Source organism: Kitasatospora sp. NPDC053308, from assembly GCF_055585785.1.
In genome coordinates this window covers 327611-346958 of sequence record NZ_JBVJJY010000002.1, presented here as the reverse complement: position 1 = coordinate 346958, position 19348 = coordinate 327611, and the positions used below count along the sequence as shown (strand labels likewise).

At 75.1% G+C, this 19348-nt stretch carries 17 protein-coding genes; 5 read left to right on the top strand and 12 right to left on the bottom strand.

Translation table 11 applies throughout. The features are described 5' to 3' along the window. Positions 1–89: 89 nt before the first annotated feature. The 4 genes from ACZ6Y7_RS06845 to ACZ6Y7_RS06830 form a co-directional block, all read right to left on the bottom strand. A complete protein-coding gene (locus tag ACZ6Y7_RS06845; RefSeq protein ID WP_465756766.1) occupies positions 90–746 on the bottom strand; it encodes a hypothetical protein in 657 nt (218 codons plus the stop codon). A gap of 195 nt (positions 747–941) precedes the next feature. Beyond that, positions 942–1619, bottom strand: coding sequence for a response regulator transcription factor (locus ACZ6Y7_RS06840; RefSeq protein WP_402212411.1), 678 nt, complete (start codon positions 1617–1619; stop codon positions 942–944). After that, on the bottom strand, positions 1616–3037 hold the full coding sequence (locus ACZ6Y7_RS06835) for a sensor histidine kinase (RefSeq protein WP_465756765.1): 1422 nt from the start codon (positions 3035–3037) through the stop codon (positions 1616–1618). The genes ACZ6Y7_RS06840 and ACZ6Y7_RS06835 overlap by 4 nt, the downstream gene beginning before the upstream one ends. Before the next feature lie 244 nt (positions 3038–3281). After that, positions 3282–5483 (bottom strand): MMPL family transporter, encoded by a 2202-nt coding sequence (locus tag ACZ6Y7_RS06830; protein ID WP_465756764.1) that lies wholly within the window; start codon positions 5481–5483, stop codon positions 3282–3284. 379 nt (positions 5484–5862) lie between these two features. On the opposite strand from ACZ6Y7_RS06830, the gene ACZ6Y7_RS06825 reads away from it, so the two are divergent. From ACZ6Y7_RS06825 to ACZ6Y7_RS06815, 3 genes are read left to right on the top strand one after another with little or no spacing between them, the layout of a single operon-like run. Further along, a complete protein-coding gene (locus ACZ6Y7_RS06825) occupies positions 5863–6987 on the top strand; it encodes a DegT/DnrJ/EryC1/StrS family aminotransferase (RefSeq protein WP_465756763.1) in 1125 nt (374 codons plus the stop codon). Positions 6988–7021: 34 nt separating this feature from the next. Beyond that, positions 7022–7960: an NAD-dependent epimerase/dehydratase family protein gene (locus ACZ6Y7_RS06820; RefSeq protein ID WP_465756762.1), complete on the top strand. Its 939-nt coding sequence runs from the start codon at positions 7022–7024 to the stop codon at positions 7958–7960. Positions 7961–7973: 13 nt separating this feature from the next. Next, the gene (locus ACZ6Y7_RS06815; protein ID WP_465756761.1) at positions 7974–9065 is read left to right on the top strand and encodes a glycosyltransferase family protein; all 1092 of its coding nucleotides are present in this window, start codon (positions 7974–7976) and stop codon (positions 9063–9065) included. 198 nt (positions 9066–9263) lie between these two features. On the opposite strand, the gene ACZ6Y7_RS06810 is transcribed toward ACZ6Y7_RS06815, so the two are convergent. The 5 genes from ACZ6Y7_RS06810 to ACZ6Y7_RS06790 all read right to left on the bottom strand — a co-directional run bounded on the left by ACZ6Y7_RS06810 (position 9264) and on the right by ACZ6Y7_RS06790 (position 13948). After that, complete coding sequence (locus tag ACZ6Y7_RS06810) at positions 9264–9989, bottom strand: polysaccharide deacetylase family protein (protein WP_465756760.1); 726 nt, start codon at positions 9987–9989, stop codon at positions 9264–9266. A 7-nt stretch (positions 9990–9996) separates the two neighbouring features. Continuing rightward, positions 9997–10797, bottom strand: a complete 801-nt coding sequence (locus ACZ6Y7_RS06805) for an SDR family NAD(P)-dependent oxidoreductase (protein ID WP_465756759.1) — start codon at positions 10795–10797, stop codon at positions 9997–9999. 66 nt (positions 10798–10863) lie between these two features. After that, entirely contained in the window at positions 10864–11799 is a 936-nt protein-coding gene (locus ACZ6Y7_RS06800) for a DMT family transporter (protein WP_465756758.1), read from the bottom strand. A 310-nt stretch (positions 11800–12109) separates the two neighbouring features. After that, positions 12110–13030: a class A beta-lactamase gene (gene bla / locus ACZ6Y7_RS06795; RefSeq protein WP_465756757.1), complete on the bottom strand. Its 921-nt coding sequence runs from the start codon at positions 13028–13030 to the stop codon at positions 12110–12112. A 114-nt stretch (positions 13031–13144) separates the two neighbouring features. Further along, on the bottom strand, positions 13145–13948 hold the full coding sequence (locus ACZ6Y7_RS06790; protein ID WP_465756756.1) for an SAM-dependent methyltransferase: 804 nt from the start codon (positions 13946–13948) through the stop codon (positions 13145–13147). Positions 13949–14172: 224 nt separating this feature from the next. On the opposite strand from ACZ6Y7_RS06790, the gene ACZ6Y7_RS06785 reads away from it, so the two are divergent. Together ACZ6Y7_RS06785 and ACZ6Y7_RS06780 are read left to right on the top strand one after the other, a co-directional pair. Next, positions 14173–14805 (top strand): RNA polymerase sigma factor, encoded by a 633-nt coding sequence (locus tag ACZ6Y7_RS06785; protein WP_465756755.1) that lies wholly within the window; start codon positions 14173–14175, stop codon positions 14803–14805. 62 nt (positions 14806–14867) lie between these two features. Beyond that, complete coding sequence (locus tag ACZ6Y7_RS06780; protein WP_465756754.1) at positions 14868–15578, top strand: hypothetical protein; 711 nt, start codon at positions 14868–14870, stop codon at positions 15576–15578. A gap of 220 nt (positions 15579–15798) precedes the next feature. On the opposite strand, the gene ACZ6Y7_RS06775 is transcribed toward ACZ6Y7_RS06780, so the two are convergent. The 3 genes from ACZ6Y7_RS06775 to ACZ6Y7_RS06765 all read right to left on the bottom strand — a co-directional run bounded on the left by ACZ6Y7_RS06775 (position 15799) and on the right by ACZ6Y7_RS06765 (position 19344). Continuing rightward, positions 15799–17646: a condensation domain-containing protein gene (locus ACZ6Y7_RS06775; protein WP_465756753.1), complete on the bottom strand. Its 1848-nt coding sequence runs from the start codon at positions 17644–17646 to the stop codon at positions 15799–15801. Between the two features lie 124 nt (positions 17647–17770). Further along, positions 17771–18448: a 4'-phosphopantetheinyl transferase family protein gene (locus ACZ6Y7_RS06770; protein ID WP_465756752.1), complete on the bottom strand. Its 678-nt coding sequence runs from the start codon at positions 18446–18448 to the stop codon at positions 17771–17773. Further along, on the bottom strand, positions 18445–19344 hold the full coding sequence (locus tag ACZ6Y7_RS06765) for a hypothetical protein (protein WP_465756751.1): 900 nt from the start codon (positions 19342–19344) through the stop codon (positions 18445–18447). Before ACZ6Y7_RS06765 ends, ACZ6Y7_RS06770 begins: the two co-directional genes overlap by 4 nt. Positions 19345–19348: the final 4 nt, after the last annotated feature.

Sequence of the window (19348 nt, the reverse complement as noted above, 5' to 3'; positions counted from 1 at the left end):
CCGGATCGTGGACGAAGGGAACGGCCGGAGGAGAATTCCGATCCGGGCACGCAGGCGGTGCGCGCACCCGGAGCGGAGCCGCCCGGAGGTCAGAGATCGACCTGGATCTCGGCGCGGTGCCGGATGTACTCGTCGGGGTGGGAGCGGGCGATCGCCACCGCCGCCTCGATCAGACCGTGCAGCTCCGCCGGGTAGGCGCGCGGCACCAACGGGAGGCCGGGGAGGATGCAGCGCCGGACGTCCAGGTCGTCGTTGGCGACGAACTCGCGCAGCGCGGTCTCGTACCAGGTGTCCCGGACGCTCGAACCCTCGTCGGCCGCCGCGCCGTTGCGGCCGTCCCCGACCGAGAGCGCCGTCCAGTACCACGCCCGCGCGGCACCGGCCCGCTCCGGGTTGGTGCCGGTGCGCAGGTAACCCAGCAGCGCGAGGCGGACCCGGCGCTGTCCGAAGGCGAGCAGGGCGGGCTCGACGAAGCGCCGGTTGAAGCTCGGGTTGGGGTCGTGGACCGCGGCCTCCAGCAGCGGCTCGAAGTACTCCTCGGGCAGCTCGGACCGCCCGGCGACCGCCTTGTGGACCTCCCATCGAGCCGCACTCCGGTAGTCGGGGCCGGGTGCGGCCTCGGCCCCGATCAGACGGAGCAGACGCGCGAGCTTGAAGTCGAACGCCTGTGATCCGCCCGCCGGGCACCCGGGCAACGGCTGGAAAATCCGCACCTCGCCGGCCGTGTCCTTGGTTTCCACGAACATCCTCCTCATTCTGAGTCACCGGCAGACTACTCGCCGATACACCAGTTCGGAGGTCGTTTTCGGCCAGCACGGGGCGCGACCCGTTTCCCGCGAAGGAATGTGACGACGCTTCAGCCAGCCCCCGGCCCACCTGCGGCGCGTGGTCCGGTCCGTGGCCGTCGGCGGCCACCCGGCGGGACCGCGGGTCGACCGAGGTCAGGACGGGCGGCCGGGCGGGACGAGACCGGACTGGTAGGCGATGGCGACGAGTTGGGCACGGTCCCGGGCGTCGAGCTTGGCCATCGCCCGGTGCACATGGGTGCGCACGGTGAAGGGGCTGACGACCATCCGCTCGGCGATCTCCTCGTTGGTGAGGCCCGTCGCGGCCATCGACATCACCTCGCGCTCGCGGGCGGTGAGGACGGCGAGCCGCTCGCTCGGCGGACCGGCGGCGCCCGGGTCGGGCTGGGCCAGGAGCTGGTCGATCACGGCCCGGGTCGCGGCCGGTGAGAGCAGGGCGTCGCCGGCCGCCACGGTGCGGACGGCGGCCAGCAGTTCCTTGGGGTCGGCGCCCTTGCCGAGGAAGCCGCCGGCGCCCGCGCGCAGGGCCTGGGCGACGTACTCGTCGATCTCGAACGTGGTGAGGATGAGCACCCGGGTGCCGGCCAGCTCCTCGTCGCCGCAGATCTCTGCGGTGGCACCGAGGCCGTCGGCGCCGGGCATCCGGATGTCCATCAGCACGATGTCGGGCTTGGTGGCGCGGGCCAGTTCGACGGCCTCCCGGCCGTCGGCGGCCTCGCCGACCACCTCCATGTCCTCCTCCGCGTCGATCAGCAGGCGGAAGGCGCCGCGCAGCAGGGCCTGGTCGTCGGCGAGCAGCACCCGGATGGTCATGCGTGGCCCCTGTCCTCTCGAACGGCGTGATCTTGTCGGCGGACCGCCGGAATTCCGACCGTTTGTCCACACCCGGTGCGGCCGCGGCCGGTCTGACCCCGGCCGACCCCGGTCGGGCCGACCCGGGCCGAGGCAGCTTGGGCCGAGCCAGCTTGGGCCGAGCCGGGTTGGGCCGAGCCGGGTTGGGCCGAGCCGATGTCGTCCTGGCCGTCGTCGCGGGCGCCGGTGCGCAGGGGCAGTTCGGCGGTGACCAGGTACCCGCCGTCGGCCTGCCGGTCGGCGCTGAGCCGGCCGCCGACCGCTCCCGCCCGTTCGCGCATGCCGATCAGCCCGAAGCCGCTCTCCCCGGGGACCGGCGCGGGCAGCAGCGCGGCGTGCGGGCGCCCGGTCGCGGTCGGACGGCCGTTGGCGACGGTGACCGCGACCCGGCTGCCGCTGTAGGCGAGGGTGATCTCGGCGTCGGCGCCAGGGGCGTGCTTGGCCACGTTGGTCAGCGACTCCTGGACGATCCGGAAGGCGGTGAGGTCGACGCCGGGCGACAGCGGGCGGGGTTCGCCCCGGACGGTGAGCCGGACCGGCAGTCCGGCGCGCTCGAAGGAGCCGATCAGCTCGGGCAGCCGGTCGAGGCCCGGCGTGGGTTCGAGCGGGGCCGGCTCCTCGGCCCGGCGCAGCAGGCCGACGGTGGCCCGCAGCTCCTGGAGGGCGGCGCCGGTGGCGTCCGTGATGTGGCTGAGCACTTCGCGGGCCTGGACGGGGTGGCTGTCCATGAGGTGCACGGCGATGCCCGCCTGGGCGTTGGCCAGGGCGATGTGGTGGGCGACCACGTCGTGCAGGTCGCGGGCGATCCGGATCCGCTCGTCGGCGACCCGGCGGCGGGCCTCTTCCTCGCGGGTGCGTTCGGCGCGTTCGGCGCGCTCCTCGATGGCCGCGAGGTGGGCGCGGCGGTTGCGGATGGAGTCGCCGAGGGCGCCGGGCAGCAGGGCCCAGGCCAGCACTCCGATCCGTTCGCCGATCGGACCCCCGGGGCCGAACAGCAGCGTGATGCCGGTGAGCAGGACGGCGGTGGTGATCGAGGCGCGCAGCGCCGTGGCCCGGTCGGTGCGGACGGCGAGGAAGTAGAGCGCGAGCAGCAGCGGGGTGGCCAGCATCGGTGTGAGCCGGGGGCTCGACCAGGCGAGCAGCATGGTGCAGAGCAGGGTGACGGCGGCCACCGCGCGGGGGAAGCGGCGGTGGGCGAACACGGCGACGGCGGAGACCAGCGCGATCACGCCGGTGGTCGGGTCGGGCGGGGTGAAGCGGCCGCCGCCCTGGTCGACGGTGGCGCCGAGGCCGGTGACCGCGAACAGAGCCGCTCCGCCGACGGCATCGAGCAGCCGGGGGTGGTCGCGGCGCAGGCGGTGCCGCCAGGTGTCGGTCATGGTCGTGCTCTCCGGGTCGGGGTTGCCCCGGCCACACCCGCCGGGCTCCGCCGGTGGGTGCCGCGCCGCGTCCGGTGGGTGCCGGGGCTCGTCGGGGGCCTGCGCGCGAGCGACGGCCCCCGACAGCAACGGTAGCGGTAGGGGCTCGAATCGGTGTCCGAGCCGATCGGGACGGACCGGGCGACCGGACGGGGCCGGGCGGACCGGACGGGGCCGGACGGGGCCGGGCCGCCCACGGCGTGCGTCAGACGCTGACCGTCTCCCGGGCGGGGCCCGGTTCGGGGGCGGGCGTCTGCAGCTTGCTGCCTTCGACGTCCACGTCCGGTATCAGCCGGTCGAGCCGGCGCGGCAGCCACCAGGCGCGGCGGCCGAGCAGGGCGAGGACGGCCGGGACGATGGTCATCCGCACCACGAAGGCGTCGAAGGCGACGGCCGCGGCGAGGCCGAGGCCCATCATCTTGATCATCGGCTCGCTCATCCCGATGAAGCCCGCGAAGACCGCGATCATGATGAAGGCCGCGGCGGTGACCACCCGGGCGTTGTGCCGGAAGCCGGTGACGATCGCCTCGCGGGGCTGCTCGCCGTGGACGAAGCTTTCCCGGATCCGGGTGACCAGGAACACCTCGTAGTCCATGGCGAGCCCGAAGACCACACCGATCATGAAGATCGGCATCATGCTCATCACCGGACCGGTCTGCTCCACGCCGATCAGGTCGGCCAGCCAGCCCCACTGGAAGACCGCGACCACGGCGCCGAGCGCGGCGGCCACCGAGAGCAGGAAGCCGAGCGCCGCCTTCAGCGGGACGAGCACCGAGCGGAACACCACCAGCAGCAGCAGGACGGCGAGGCCGACCACCACCGCGAGGTAGGGCAGCAGCGCGTCCGTGAGCTTCTGCGAGACGTCGATGTTCATCGCCGTGGTACCGCTGACCAGGACCGTCGCCCCGGTCGCCGACCTCAGGCCGGCCGCGTCGCCGCGGATGGTGTGCACGAGGTCCTTGGTCGCGGCCTCGCTCGGGCCGGTCGCCGGTACCGCGTTGAGCAGGGCCGTGTCGCCCGCCTTGTTGAACATCGGCGGCGTCACGGTGACCACGCCGGGCAGGGCGGCGACCTTCCGGGACACCGACTCGGCGGCGGCCTTGGGGTCGGCGACGCCGTGGGCGTCCACCAGGACGGTCAGCGGGCCGTTGAAACCGGGGCCGAAGCCCTCGGAGAGCAGGTCGTAGGCGCGCCGCTGGGTGGTGGAGGTGGGCTTGGCCTCGTCACCCGGCAGGCCGAGCCGCAGGTCCAGGGCGGGGGCCGCGAGGACGCCGAGGCCGATCACGCCGCCGAGCAGCACCGCGAGCGGGCGGCGCAGCACCAAGCGGGCCCACCGGGCGCCGCCGTTCTCCTTCGCCGCCGCCGGAGCCGCGTCGCCCCGGGCCTTGCGGACCTTGCGCGGCAGCACCTTGCGGCCGAGGAAGCCGAGCAGCGCGGGGACCAGGGTGAGGGCGACCAGGACGGCGATGACGACCGTCCCGGCGGCCGCCATGCCCATCTTGGCCAGGATCGGGATGCCGACCACGGACAGCCCGGCGAGGGCGATCACCACGGTGAGGCCGGCGAAGACCACCGCGGACCCGGCGGTGCCGACGGCCCGACCGGCCGCCTCGTGCGGCGTCCGGCCCTCGCCGAGTTCGGCCCGGTAACGGGAGACGATGAACACGGCGTAGTCGATGCCGACCGCGAGGCCGAGCATCATGGCGAGCGTGCCGGTGGTGCCGGACAGGCCCAGCGCGCTGCCGAGCGCGGTGATCAGCGCCATGCCGAGGCCGACCCCGACGACCGCCGTGAGCAGCGGCAGACCGGCCGCGACCAGCGAGCCGAAGGTGATCACCAGGACGACGGCGGACAGCGCCATGCCGATCGCCTCGCTGCTGCCGCCCGCGCCGGGCTTGGCCATCAGCGCGTTGCCGCCGACCTCGACCGTGAGCCCGGCGTCCCGGCCGTGCTGGGCGGCCTGCTCCAGCGCGGCGGTGGCGCCCTTCGACAGCTCGCCGGCCTTCACCGAGTAGCTGACCGTCGCGTACGCGGTGGTGCCGTCCTTGGAGACGGCGCCGGCCGTGAACGGGCTGACCGCGCCGGTGACCTGCTCGGCGTGGGCGAGCTCGTCGACCGTCCGCTGCACCGCCTGCTGGTGGGGCTCGGCGGTGATCTTCTGCCCGGAGGGCGCGACGAACACCAGCCGGGCCGCGGCACCGTCGGCGTGACCGCCGGGGAACCGCTCGTTCATCAGGTCGAAGGCCTTCTGCGCTTCCGTGCCGGGCATCGCGAAGCCGTCGTCGGGTGCGGCGGGCGCCTTGGCGGCGAGGACTCCGCCGACCGCCAGCAGGGCGACCCAGAGCAAGGTCACCAGCCGGCGCCGGGCGAAGGCCCATCGGCCCAGGCGGTAGAGGAACGTGGCCACGGGAGAGCGGACTCCTTCGGATGCGGATTCTCGGTGGGGCGCGCCACGGGCGGGCCGCCCGCCCCCTCGGGCGCGGTCCGCCGCAGCGTGACCCATCCTTGATCGCCGACCCCTGCTCCGTCGTCATCCAGGCGCAGGCCGTCTGCGTACTGCGGACGCAGTACGGCCCTCCCCCGAACGGCGGAGCGCACGCCGGACGTCCGGAGTAGCCCTCCTGCCTGCGGCGGAAGCAATCGGGTCACCCGTGCGGGCGGCGACGGCGGGCAGTGACCCCGCCGGTCGAAGTAGCGTGATGTGCCTGACCCGACCGTTTCCATGCGGTTCGGGAGGATCCGACCCGATCGGTGCTGCTCAGGCAGCCCGCCGCCGGAGGTGCCCCATGGGCGTTCCAGCCGCCCGCATCGTGTTCGACGAGAACGACCGCGCGGCCGTCGCCGAGGCGGTGGCCGAGATGCTCACCACCGGCGCCCTCACCCTCGGTCCGTGGACCGAGCGCTTCGAGCAGGCCTTCGCCACCGAGCACGGCGCCTCGCACGCCGTCGCGGTGAGCAGCGGCACCGCCGCCCTGGAGGTGATCCTGCGCACCGTGGACGTCCGGGGCCGCGACGTGGTCGTGCCCGCCGTCACCTTCTACGCGACCGCCGGCGCGGTGGTCCACGCGGGCGGGCGGCCGGTCTTCGCCGACGTCGACCCGGCCACCCTGGCGCTCTCCCCCGAGACCCTGGAGGCGGCCCTCACCCCGGAGACCGCCGCCGTCGTCCTGGTGCACATCGGCGGACTGGTCACCCCGCGGGTCGACGAACTGCGGGCGCTGTGCGACCGGCGCGGCATTCCGCTGATCGAGGACGCCGCGCACGCCCACGGCAGCAGCGTCGGCGGACGCGCCGCCGGGACCTTCGGGCTGGCCGGGGCCTTCTCCTTCTACCCGACCAAGGTCACCACCAGCGGCGAGGGCGGCATGATCCTCACCGAGTCGCCGGAACTGCGCGACGAGGCCCGGATCTACCGCGACCAGGGCAAGGGCTCCTTCACCACCAACCACCACGTGCTGCTCGGCTACTCCTGGCGGATGAGCGAACTCCACGCGGCGGTCGGCGCGGTGCACCTGCGCCGGCTCAAGGAGTTCATCGAGACCCGCCGGGCCGTGGCCCGCCGCTACGACGCGGCGCTGACCGGGCTGGACGGACTGGAGCCGGTGCTCGAACCGCCCGGCTGCCGGAGCAACTACTACAAGTACGTGGCCCTGCTGCCGCGCGGCACCGACCGCGCGGCGTTCAAGCGGGCGGTGGCCGAGGAGTACGGCGTGCGGCTGTCCGGCGAGGTCTACGACCTGCCGCTGCACCTGCAGCCGGTGCTCGCACCGTACCGGCGCGGGCCGCTGCCGGTGGCCGAGGACGTCTGCGCGCGGCAGGTCTGCCTGCCCGTGCACTCCGACATGACCGTGGACGAGACGGAGCAGGTCATCGAGGCCGTCTCCGCGGTGCACCGGCGACTGGCCGGCTGACCGGCCGACCGGCCGGAGCGAAGGGAGCAAGAACGTGCGGATAGCCGTCACCGGAGGCTGCGGATTCATCGGCTCACACGTCGTGGACCACCTGATCGCGGCCGGCCACGACGTCCTCGCGGTGGACACCACCGACAAGTACCTCAACCCCGACGCCGAGCACGCGCGGATCGACGTCCTCGACCTCAAGGCCCTCACCTCCGCCCTCGCGGGCAGCGAGGTGGTCTACCACCTCGCCGCGATGGCCGACGTCGAGCAGGTCTCCGCCGACCCGGTCCGCGCCGTGCGGACCAACATCGACGGCACCGAGGCCGTCCTGGAGGCCGCCCGGCGCAGCGGACTCAGCCGGACCGTCCTGGCGAGCACCGTCTGGGTCTACGGCGCAGCTCTCGCCGGCGAACAACTCGGCGGCGAGGAACAGGAGTTGGACGAGCACGTGCCGATCGAGCTGGAGCACAGCGGCCACCTGTACGTGGCCACCAAGCTCGCCGCCGAGATGCTGGTGCACAGTTACCGGGAGCTGTACGGGCAGCACTTCACCATCCTGCGCTACGGCATCCCGTACGGGCCCCGGATGCGCGACGAGCTGGTCGTCGCCCGGTTCGTCCAGGCCGCGCTGGCCGGCCGGCCCATCACCATCGCCGGCGACGGGCGGCAGAGCCGCAACTTCGTCTACGTGGAGGACCTCGCCGACGCCCACGTCCGCGCGCTCTCCCCCGCCGCCGAGGACCAGACCTTCGCCCTGGAGGGCTCCACCGCCGTGTCGGTGCGCGACATCGCCGACACCGTCGACGACCTGCTCGGGCCCGTCAGCATCGAGCACATCGGCGGCCGGAAGGCCGACTACGCGGGGCGGCGGATCTCCTCCGCGCAGGCCAAGCGACTGCTGGGCTGGTCGCCGCGGACCAACTTCGCGGACGGCGTGCGGCGGTACGCCGACTGGTACCGGGCCACCACCTCCACCACCGCCTGACCCGGGCCGCCCGATGCCGCACGCCCTGCTGGTCTCCGGCTCGCTCGGCCAGGGCCACGACGTCATGGCCCTGGCCTGCGCGGACAGTCTGCGGGAACGCGGCTGGACCACCGACACCGTCGACGCGATGGCCCTGCTCGGCCGGCACTCGGGCGCGGCGGGGGAAGCGGTGTTCCGCCGGCTGCTCGACCTGCCCGGGGTGTACGACGCCTTCCACTTCTCCGCGCTGCGGCCGGGCGCCCGGCTCGCCCTGCTCGCCGACGCGGCGGCCCGCTCCCGGCTGGTCCCGGCGCTGCGGCCGCTGGTCGAGGCGCAGCGGCCGCAGCTGGTGGTCTCGGTGTTCGCCACCGCGACCTCGGCGGTCAACCGGCTGCAGGAGTGGGGGCGGGGGCGGGAGTTCCGGCACTTCGTCTTCTGCACCGACGTGACGCCGCACCGGCTCTGGGTGCAGGAGGGCACCGACCTGTTCCTGGTCACTTCGGAGGTCGCCGCCTGCGCGGTGCGGCGGTACCGGCCGGAGGCCGACATCGCCGTCCTGCCCGCGCCGCTGCGCCAGCCCTTCTACCGGCCGCCCTCGCGGGCCGCGGCCCGCCAGGAACTGGGCGTGCCGGCCGACGCCCCGTGCGTGCTGCTGATGTCCGGCTCCTGGGGGCTCGGTCCGCTCGCCCGGACCGCCGCCTCGCTCGCCGCCGCCGGACCGCACGTGCTCGCGGTGGCCGGGCGCAACCGCGAACTCGCGCGCCGCCTGCAGGCCGCCGCGCGCCGACAGCCCCGGCTCCACCCGTTCGGCTACACCGACCGCGTCCCCGCGCTGATGACCGCCGCCGACCTCGTCGTCACCAGCTCCGGCGACACCTGCAGCGAGGCCCGGGCGCTCGGCCGGCGGCTGCTGCTCCTCGACGTCGTCCAGGGGCACGGGCGCGACAACCTCCAGCACGAACTCGAACTCGGCCACGCCGACGTCACCTCCGCCCGCCCGGCCGAGGTCGTCCGCAACGCGCTCGCGGCCCTGCGGCGGCCGTCGCCCCGCCCTTCCGCGGGCGCCACACCGGACGCCTGGCGGGAGGGGTTCGGGGCGGCACTCCACCGGGTCGGGCTGGCGTAGCCCCACCGGCGGGCCTGCGGACGGGGCTCAGGACGGCGGGACCGCGTGAGGGCGGAGGGAGCCGAGGGGTGAGGCGGCGGGTGCCGTCACAGCCGGACGGCGGGAGCGCCCGCGCCGCAAAGGGGCTGCGGGCGGACCACGGGAGCCCACGCGCCGCAAAGGGGCTGGGGGCGGACCACGGGAGCCCGCGGACACGGCTCAGGAGAGCGGCACCGCGTGGTCGCGGAGGGGGCCGAGAGTGAGGCGGCGGGTGCGGCAGTGGGCGGCGATCAGGGGCAGGGCGGCGAGGGTGGCGCGCCAGGAGTCCGGGGCGGAGGTGCAGTCGGAGTCGTGCAGCAGGAGCGTCGCGCCGCCGGTGAGGCCGGGGCGGGCGGTCTCGTAGACCGAGGCACCGGTGGCCTCCGCCGTCCAGTCGCGGCCCCAGGCCGTCCACAGCACGCTGCGCAGGCCGAGCCGGCGGGCCGCCAGGGCCGGACCGGCGGTCAGCACACCGTACGGCGGGCGGTACCAGAGCGGGCGGGCGCCGCAGAGCTCGGTCACCGCCTGGCTGGCGCGGCGCAGTTCGCGCAGGTCGCGGGCGGGGGCCGGGTACCACTGCGGCCGGTGGTGCCAGCCGTGCACGGCGACCTCGTGGCCGCGCCGCACCAGCTCCCGGCCCAGGGCGGGCGCGCGCTCCAGCATCGCGCCGAGCAGGAAGAAGGTGGCACGGGCGCCGAGTTCGTCCAGCGCGTCGAGCACGTACGGGGTGCTGCGCGGATCGGGGCCGTCGTCGAAGGTCAGCGCGATGTGGCCGGCCGCGGTGCCCTGGCCCGCCGTGCGGCGGGCCAGGGTGCGGCGCAGCGGCGGCAGGCGGACGGCGGCCGGGGCGAGGTGCAGGAACTCGACGGCGGCCGCGGCGGCGAGGGCCCTGCTCGCGGTCCTCACCCGGGGCTCACCCGAAGCGCGAGGCCATCCGGCGGAACACGCCCGGCGCGACGCCGTGGACGCGGGCCGGGAAGCCGAGCCAGTGCGGGACGTAGAGGCGGTCGCGCTCGGTGCTGATGGTCGCGACCACGGTGTCCGCGACCCGCTCCGCCGAGACGGGGCGCGGCCGTTCGCGCTGGTAGGGCGTGCCCCGACGGTCGAAGAACGGGGTGTCCACCGCTCCCGGGAGCACCAGGCGCACCCCCACGCCCGTACCGCGCAGCTCGTACCAGAGGCTCTCGGCGAACATGCTCAGCCCGCCCTTGGTCGCCGCGTAGCCCGATTCGTCGCGCACCCCGACCTGGCCGGCCATCGAGCCCAGCAGCACGATCCGGCCGTGCCGGCGCTCCAGCATGCCGGGCAGGAGGAGGCGGACCAGGCGCAACGGGGCGGCGAGGTTGACCTCGATCATCCGGTCCAGGGTGTCGGAGGGGGTTTCCGCGAACGGGCCGCGCCAGCCGAGGCCGGCGCTGGCGACCAGGGCGTCCACCCGGCCGGCCTCGGCCAGGGCCGCTTCGGCGAGCCGGCGCGGGCCGTCCGGTTTGCTGAGGTCCTCGGGCAGGGCCAGACCGCCGGTGCGTTCGGCGGCCTCGTCGAGGCGGGCCCGGTCGGTGCCGTTGAGCAGGGTCCGCCAGCCCGCCTCGGCCAGTCGGACGGCCGTGGCGAGGCCGATGCCGGAGGAGGCGCCGGTGACCAGCGCGACCGGGCGCTCGGTGGGCGCCGACCGCCGGGGCCGGGGGTGGGTTTCCGACCGGGGTTCCTCCGTCATCGCACACCTGCCGCTCTGGGGCCGTCTCGTCGTCGTTCCGTCACGCCGTCTGTTTTGTCCGGCAAGTCACCTTCGCATGGCGGAGCCGTCCGGGCTACCGGGGCGGGACGGCGGTGGGTCCGCGCCGCGGCCGGGCGCGGCCTCGGCGCCCGGTTGCGGCGCCGACGGTTCGGCCGAGCCGCCCTCCAGTTCGCCGAAACGGGACAGCAGGAAGGTGCCGCCCACCGCCACCGCGAAGCCGGTCAGCGCGCACCACTCGAAGCCGGGCCGCGCGGCGTCGCCGAGGGCCGCCACCCCGACCAGGGCCGGGCCGAAGGTCTCCGCCACCGTCCCGGCGGCGGTCGCGGCCGTCACCGTGCCGCGTTGCAGGGCCAGCGCGTACGCGAGGTAGCCGCCCAGGCCGCCGACGGCCAGCGCGTAGGCGGCGGGGTCGGTGAGCACCGCCGACGGGCCGGAGGCGTCCATGACCCGCACGGCGAGGCTGGTCACCCCGAAGCCGATCCCGGCCAGCAGGCCCAGCCCGGCGGCGGCCGCGGTGCCGCTGCGGCGCACCAGGACCAGGGTGGCGAGCAGCATGAGGGCGGTGGTGGCGAGCAGTGCCCAGTGGAAGGCGGCTGGGGCGTGGTTGCGGCCCTCCTTCCCGGAGCCCAGAGCCAGCAGGGTCAGGCCGACCACGACGGCGACGATGCCCACGAGGTCCGCCCGGTGCAGCCGCGCCCCCAGCAGCCAGACGGCGGCCAGCGCGGTGACGGCCAGGCTGGCGTTGGTGACGGCCTGCACCAGGAAGAGCGGGAGGGTGCGCAGGGCGACGATGCTCAGCACGAAGCCCACGATGTCCAGCAGCGTCCCGGTCAGGAACTGCCAGGAACGCACCAGCGCGGCCAGCAGGCCGGCCCGTACCCGGTCGGCCCGCGGGGCCGAGCGGGCGCCGCGCGCCTGGAAGACCGCCCCGAAGCCGAAGCAGACGGTCGCGACCAGCGCGGTGGTGAGTCCCAGCAGCATGCGTCTCCCAGCGTCGCGGGGCGGCATCGGTCCACCACCAGTCTGGGCCCGGTGAGGAGGGGGCGCACGGGTGGCGTGCCACGCCGGAAGGGGCGCGCGGCGGCCGGCAGGGTGCCGGAGGGAGCGTCGGCCGAGGGAGCGTCGTCCGGCACAGCACCCCGGGAGGAGCGCCGGCCGACAGAACGGTGACCAGCACAGGGCGCCGGAGGGAGCGTCGACCGAGGGACTGGTGCCCGGCACAGGGCGCCGGAGGGCGTGCCGACCGAGGGAGCGGTGCCCGGCGAGGTGGCCCCCGCCGGGCGGGTGGGTCTCAGCCGAGGACGGAGGCGAGCAGGGCCGCGGTCGTGGCGATGAGCGCTTCGTCCTTGACGGCGGCCTCGTCGGGCTTGGTGGTCAGGACGGCGAGGACGACGGGCTCGCCGGCCGGGGTCCACGCGATGCCGACGTCGTTGGCCGTTCCGTACCGGCCGGTGCCGGTCTTGTCCGCGAGGGCCCAGTCCGCCGGGAGGCCCTTGCGGAACCGGTTCGTGCTGGTCGTGTTGCCGCGCAGCCAGGTGGTGAGCTGCTCGCGCTTGGCGGGCGGCAGGGCGTGGCCGAGGGTGAGGCGGCGATAGGTGCGGGCGATGGCGCGCGGGGTGGTGGTGTCGGTGACCCGGTCCGGCTCGGCCGAGTTGAGTTCGGTCTCCCAGCGGTCGAGGCGGGTGACGCGGTCGCCGGTCGAGCGGCAGAAGTCGGTGACGGCCGTCGGTCCGCCGAGTTCGCGCAGCAGCAGGTTGCCGGCGGTGTTGTCGCTGTGGTCGATGGCCGCCCGGCAGAGCTCGGCGACGGTCATCCCCTCCGCCAGGTGCTTCTGGGTGGTCGCCGAGCTCTCCTGGCCGCCGGACCTCGTGATGTCCTCCGCCGTGTAGTGGATCCGCCGGGCGAGGAACTCGCCGTCCCGGTCCAGGTCGCGCAGGACGGCGGCGGCCGCGAGGGTCTTGAAGACCGAGCACATCGGGAACAGTTCGTCGGCGCGGTAGCGGACCGTCCGCCCCGTCGACACGTTCTGGGCGAACACGCCGAGGCGGGCGCCGTGGTCCCGTTCCAGGGCGGCGAGCTGCCGGTGGGCGTCGGATCCGCTCTGCGCGTAAGCCGGTCCGCCGGTCGAGGCCGTGACGGCGACGGCGGTTCCGAGGCCGAGCCCCAGGACGGCGCGGCGGCTGGGTCGGGCTTGCGAAGACTGCGTGGACATGGTCCCCCTCCGTCCGGATGTCGCGGCGGGCAGCCGCTTCCGGAATCACAGGACGCGACGCGCGCCCCGATGGTTCGTCGACGGCGGACATCGGCGGGGAACGACCCGCGCGGGTCACGGCTTGAGGGCGACCGCCCCGTAGAGCGCGGCCTCCGCGGCCTCGACGGCGGGCTGGTCGGCGGACGGGCGCCAGTGCGGTGTGGGGACGGGCCCCGGGGGGAGGAAGGTCCAGCCCTCGAAGAAGCGGATGAACTCGGGCAGGGTGCGGGCCTGGCCGACCGTACCGGCGGATGCGTAGACGCGGGTCAGGTCGGCGATGTCCTGCGGGGCGAAGTCGGGGGTGACGTGGGAGATCACCAGGGCGCTGCCGCGGGCCAGCACGGATTTGAGGTGGTCGACGAGCGCGTGCGCGCCCAGGTCGTCGGGGACGAAGTGGAGCAGGGCGTTGAGGGAGAGGGCCACGGGGCGGCCGAGGTCGATGGTGTCGCGCAGGCCGGGGGCGGCGAGCAGCCCGTCGACGTCCCTGACGTCGGCCTCGACGTAGGCGGTGCGGCCCTCCGGGGTGCCGGTGAGCAGGGCCTGCGCGTGCGAGAGGACGATCGGGTCGTTGTCGACGTAGACGACCCGGGCGGCGGGGTGGACGCTCTGGGCGACCTCGTGGAGGTTGGGCGACGTGGGGATCCCCGTGCCGATGTCGAGGAACTGGTCGAACCCGGCCTCGGCGAGCGCGCGGGTGGACCGGTGCATGAACGAGCGGTTGGTACGGGCGGCGGTGCGCAGCCAGGGTGCGACGGCGAGGGCGTGGCCGGCGGCCTCGCGGTCGGCGGCGAAGTTGGTGAAGCCGCCGAGGAAGTAGTCGTACATCCGGGCCGAGTGCGGCACGTTCAGCCGCAGGTCCACTCCGTCGAACAGACCCATCGCGTCTCCCTTCTCGTCACGGCACTGGATCGCATTGCTGCCCACGGTATCCGGGGGGCAATCGCGACCGTACCGGGGTCAATAAGTCACCCGATCCGATGGAATGACTATCTGTATTCACCGGGCAGCCTGGAGTGACGGGCCCGATGGACTGAGGATGGGCACGGACAGCCCGACCCTCGGGTGGCCCGGCGAGCAGTCGACGGCCACGGAAAGCAGGCTCGATGACGATCGACAGGGGTGCCCCCGTACGCGGCTACCGGGACGGGACGACAGTGGAGTTCAGCGGCGGGCCGGAGTCGGAGCGCACGGTCCACACGGACTTCGGCCTCCGCCTGGACCTCACCTACGCGGCCTTCTGCGAGACGCACGAACCCGCCTGGCACGCCCTGGCGTTGACCAGGATAGGAAGCCAGGCCGACGCCGCCCTGGTGGTCGAGGCGGTCAAGTCCGACCTGGCGCGCTGCTGGCCGCAGGTCCTGCGGTTCGAGGAACCGGCCGCGTACGCCTGGCGGTTGGCCAACCGGCACGTCTCGGACTGGGTGTCCGCCGAGGAGCCGGTGGAGGTCGAGGCGGTCACCTTCGCGGCGGTGATCGGCGCGTTCAAGCAGGTGGCGAACGGTCTGCTGCACAGCGAGGCGGACGAGGTGCGGCTGTACGCGGCGATCCTCGAACTCCCGGACCGGCAACGGGACGTGGTGATCCTGCGCTACCTCCTGGGCCTGCACGTCAAGGTGATCGCGGCGTACCTCGGCCGACCGGTGGCCACGGTGCACTCCAACCTGCGGCACGCCCGCGAGCGCCTGGCACGCCGGCTCGGGGTCGGCGAACTCCCGGACCGCGGAGGCGAACTGTGACGGAAAGGCGGCCGGTCGAGCCCCCGCCGGACGGGGCGTGCACGGCGGGCGGAGGGCGCGCGGTGTTCCACGTGCCCCGGCCCGAACGCGCCCACGCCGAGCGGATCGCCGAGGTCCGCCAGGCCCGGCTGACGGCCGCGCCGGCCCACCTGCCCACGGAGCACGAGCAGGCCGCCTTCGAGCTGGGCCTGGTGGTGGCCCTCGTCCTGGGCGCGCCGGACGCCTCGCGCGGCCTCGACCTGCTGGTCAACGCGCGCCGGATCGAGCCGGAGGGTGCGGAGGTGTTCGGGGCGCTGCTGTACGCCACCGGCAAGGCCGAGGGCGCCGAGTTCTGGTGGCGCTTCGCGGCCGGATCCGGCAGCGGGACGGCCGCGTACTGCCTGCACCTGCACCACCTGATGCTCGGTGAGACCGATGACGCCGACTACTGGCGGGCCTGGTCGGACCAACTGGCCATCGCCGAACGCCCGACCGGGCCACGCCCGTTGCGGATGACCAGGCCGCTGCTGCCGGAGGACGTCCGGCGCGACATCCTGTCCCGGGTGCACCGGGGGCTGGCGCCGCAGCTGCCCCCCGCACTGGTCGCGGTGATCGACCGGCTGCCGCTGCAGGGCGACGACGCCGAGGAGGTCCCCAGCCCGTGGGGGCTCACCTCGGGGGCGACCTCCACCTGCGCGTGGGACCTCGCCCGGGGACCCGCCGCCGACGGGGTGGAGGAGTGCGGGGAGCGGGGACGGCCCTTCGGGGCGGGCGTCGAGGACCCGTCGGGGTGAGCGTGCCACGGCGACCGACGGTCATCCCTTCAGGTGAGCCGGGCGCATCGGGTGAGCGGGGAGGGCCGCTCGGTGCGCGGACATCGGGCGGAGCGGGTGGTCCAGTCGGACGCCGGGCGGATCCGGGCGAGGCCGGCGCTACCGGCGACGGGCAGGCGGTTCAGGTGAGGGGCGGGCGGTGCAGGTGAGCGGCCGGTGGTTCAGCTGAGGGGCGGGCGGTTCAGGTGAGGGCGGAGAGCCGGGCGACGATCTCCGGGTCGCGGCCGCTGCCGGACTCGACCTCCTCGCCGTCCGGCGTCACGCGCCGGACGACGTAGCGGTGCGGCGCCATCGCGGTGTCGCGCCCCGGCAGGGCGGCGACGACGGCGCGGTGGGCGGCGGCCGGGTCGAGTGCGGGATCGGCGGTGGTGATCTCGGCCAGCAACTCACCGTCGATGAAGCTGAGTCGATGGCGCCCCAGGGCGGTGTCCAGCAGGTCGCGGACCGCCCCGAGGTCGATCCGGCTACCGTCGATCAGTCGCCACTCGCCCTCGCGCACCTCGGCCGGCGGGCCGAGCACGGCGGGCAGGTCGGCGAGCAGCACCGGGCCCTCCGCGGCGGCCGCGAGCACCGCGAGCAGGGCTCGGGCGAAGCCCTCCGCCTCCTCGGCGTCGAGCACCTGGGGGCAGGCGACGAGGACGAAGTCCAGGCTGCCGGTGATCCGCAGGATGGCGAGCATCAGCCGGACCGGCAGCGGGGGGCTGGGCAGCGGGGTCAGTTCGGGATCCGCGGACGGGAGCGGCTGGGCCTCTGCCACGGCGGGCGGGACGGTGAGGCTCAGGTCGTTGACGACGACCTGGCGGGCGAACCGCGAGCCGCGCAGGTGGGCGACGTCCTCGACCAGCTGCCAGACCTGCTCGGCGTCCAGGACGCTGTGCCAATAGGCCTTCAGCGAGGCCGACTTCGCGCGCCCGATCAGTTGATCGAGGTCGGCCGCATCGGTGTCCAGCAGGATCAGCGCGTCCTGCGCGAGGGTGCCGACGTGGTCGACCAACTCGGCCTGGTGGCGATTGGCGGAGAGCGCCGACATCACCAGCTCGCCCCGGCGGCCCGCCCGTTGGGCGACCAGTGCGGCGAACACGGCGAGCAGGACCACGGACGGGCTCGCGCCGACCCGGCGGCAGACGGCGGCGAGGTGGTCGGCCCCCGCCTGCGAACGCACCATCAGGGCGGCGTGGTCGCGCGGCGGGCCGGTGACACCCGCGTCGGCGAAGACGGTCTGCGGGCCCGTGCCCAGCACCCGGGCCCAGTGCCGCAGGCTCGCCGCCGCCTTCCGGCGGCCCTGCTTGCTCTGCTCGGCAGCCGCGAGCCGCAGCGGGGTCGGGGCGGCGACCGGGGGCAGCGGCCTTCCGGCGGCCAGGGCGTACCAGTCCTGGATGAGGACGGCGGTGGCGGCGCCGTCGGCGCCCGCGTGGCAGACCACGGCGGCCAGGCGCAGCAGCCGCTCGCCCCGGGCGACCAGGGTGAACCGGATCCGGGGCGCCACCGTGAGGTCGAACCGGACGGGGAGGTCCTCCCGGCCCAACCGGGCCGCCAGCGCGTCCAGTCGTTCGTCGTCCTCGGTGCCGCCGTCGACCACGGTCACGGTGAACCGGCCGCTCGGGTGCACCACCTGGCGATCCGGGAAGCCGTCCGGGCCGGAGCCCACGGGGAAGGAGGTCCGCAACGACTCGTGCCGCTCGACCAGCAGGCGCAGGGCGACCAGGCCTGCGGAGAGCGAGGTGCCGGGCGGCACCGGCCAGACGGAGTCCTTGTTGATCTGCTCCGGGGCGGAGCTGCGGATGCAGCGGATCATGTTGTCCTGTCCGCGGGTGAGCGGGCCGGAGCCGCTGCTCGCGGCCGCGAAGCGGACGGCGATCCGCCGGTCGGCCGGCCGGTCGCCGGCCGGGGCCGCGGCGTGCGGGGGCACGGCGTGCCGGGCCGCCGTGCGGGAGGGCGTCTCGCGGGGAGCCGCCTCGCGGCGGGGCGTCTCGCCGGGTGCCGTCTCGCGGGGTGCCGTCTCGCGGGGAATGAGGTCGTGCGGAGTCACGTCGTACGCGCCTTTCGGCTCGCCGGGAGGGGGCTGCGGCCGGCCCTGGGCCGCGTGCGGTCGGGACGCTACCAGCGGCCTCACAGGTTGGTCCAGACCACAGCCGCACGTCGTTGATGTACCGTCAAGTCCACTGCCATACATGGGAGTTGACATGTAACGGCGATTCTCCGAGCGCGGCCACCGCGGCCCGGAACGGCCCCGGGACCGGGACGTCGCAGAGCCTGACCGGACCGGGGCCGAGGGCGCCCGGGTCCACCACCAGCACCGGCGACGGACCCGCCACCGGCACGCCGAAGGACTGCGTCAGCCGCCCGCCGTACGCCTTCACGCAGGCCTCGCGACGGCACCAGAGCGCCGTGAACCGGGCCGCCCGTTCGGAGGGCTCGGCCGGCTCGGCGACCGAGCGCGCCTCCTCGACCGGGAACCAGCGGGCCGCCATCCGCTCGGCCGTCCGGGCGTCGTGGAGCCGCTCGACGTCGACGCCGACCGCGCGCCCCTCGGCGAGGGCCAGCACCCCGAGCACGCCCGAGGCGGACCAGCTCACCCCCAGGCCCTCGGCGCCATCGACCTCGGGCTTCCCGTTCGGACCGCGCCGCCAGACCAGCCCGGCCGGACACACCCCGAGCAGCGCGCCGACCAGCTGCCGGACGGCACCGCGCACCACGGTGAAGCGGCTGCGCAGCTCCGGACTCGCGCCGGCCGTCCGGGCGCGTTCGTGCGGGTCGAGCAGCTGCCACAACTCCTCGACGACGCTGGCGGGTTGCTCCGCGTCGATGCGCCAGAACCCGATCCCGGTCACGGCAGTGTCAGCGTGCTGAGCACCCCGAGCCGCCGGTCGTACCCGGCGAGCAGCACCGGCCGCCCGCGCGCCCGCCAGCGCGGCAGGTGCTCGGCCAGCCGCGCCCAGAGGCCGGTGAACGGCTGGGCCGGTGGGGCCTGCTCCGGGTCGAAGCCGCCGTCGAGCACGACCTCCACCCCGGGCCCCAGCTCCTCGGCCCGATCCCGTACGGCCCGCTGCGGAGCACCCCGCTGCGGCACACCCTGCCCCGGTGCGGTCTGCTCCAGTGCGGTCTGCCCCGGTCCGGCCTGCCCCGGTGCGGCCTGCTCCGGCACGGGCGCTTCCGGTGCGGACGCCGCCGGGGCGCCCGTGACCTGCCGCACGGTCAGGCCGGGGCCGGGCGCCTCCTCGCAGACCAGCACCACCGCCGCGTGCCGCTCCGGCAGTGCGACCGGCAGCGACGGTTCGTAGTGCAGGGCGGTCTGCTCGGCGAGCACCACCACGGCCCGCCGGCAGGCGCCGGTGCGCTGGTGCTCGGCGGCCAGCCGCAGGGCGGTGAAGGCGGCGGCGGTGCCCTGGTCGCAGATCGCGAAGGCGAGCGGACTGCCGGGTACGGAGCGGCTGAGCGCGAGCGAGGACGGCGCACCGGGGCGGACGTCCGGGGTGTCGAAGGCGAGGATCAGCAGGTCCACCGGCTCGTCCTCGGCGAGCGCCTCGCGCAGCAGTCCGGCGGCGAGCTCCTCGTAGCAGTGGCCGGCCCCCTCGCGCAGCAGGTCCTCGCGCAGGGGCAAACCGTAGGGGCGGACCAGGTCGGAGACGAACACCCGCAGGTCCGGGTCGAGCGCGGTCTCCGAGCGGCCGTCGAAGGACCGGGCGAGCGCCCGGGTGATCCGCAGGCCGCGGGGGCCGGGGGCCATCCGG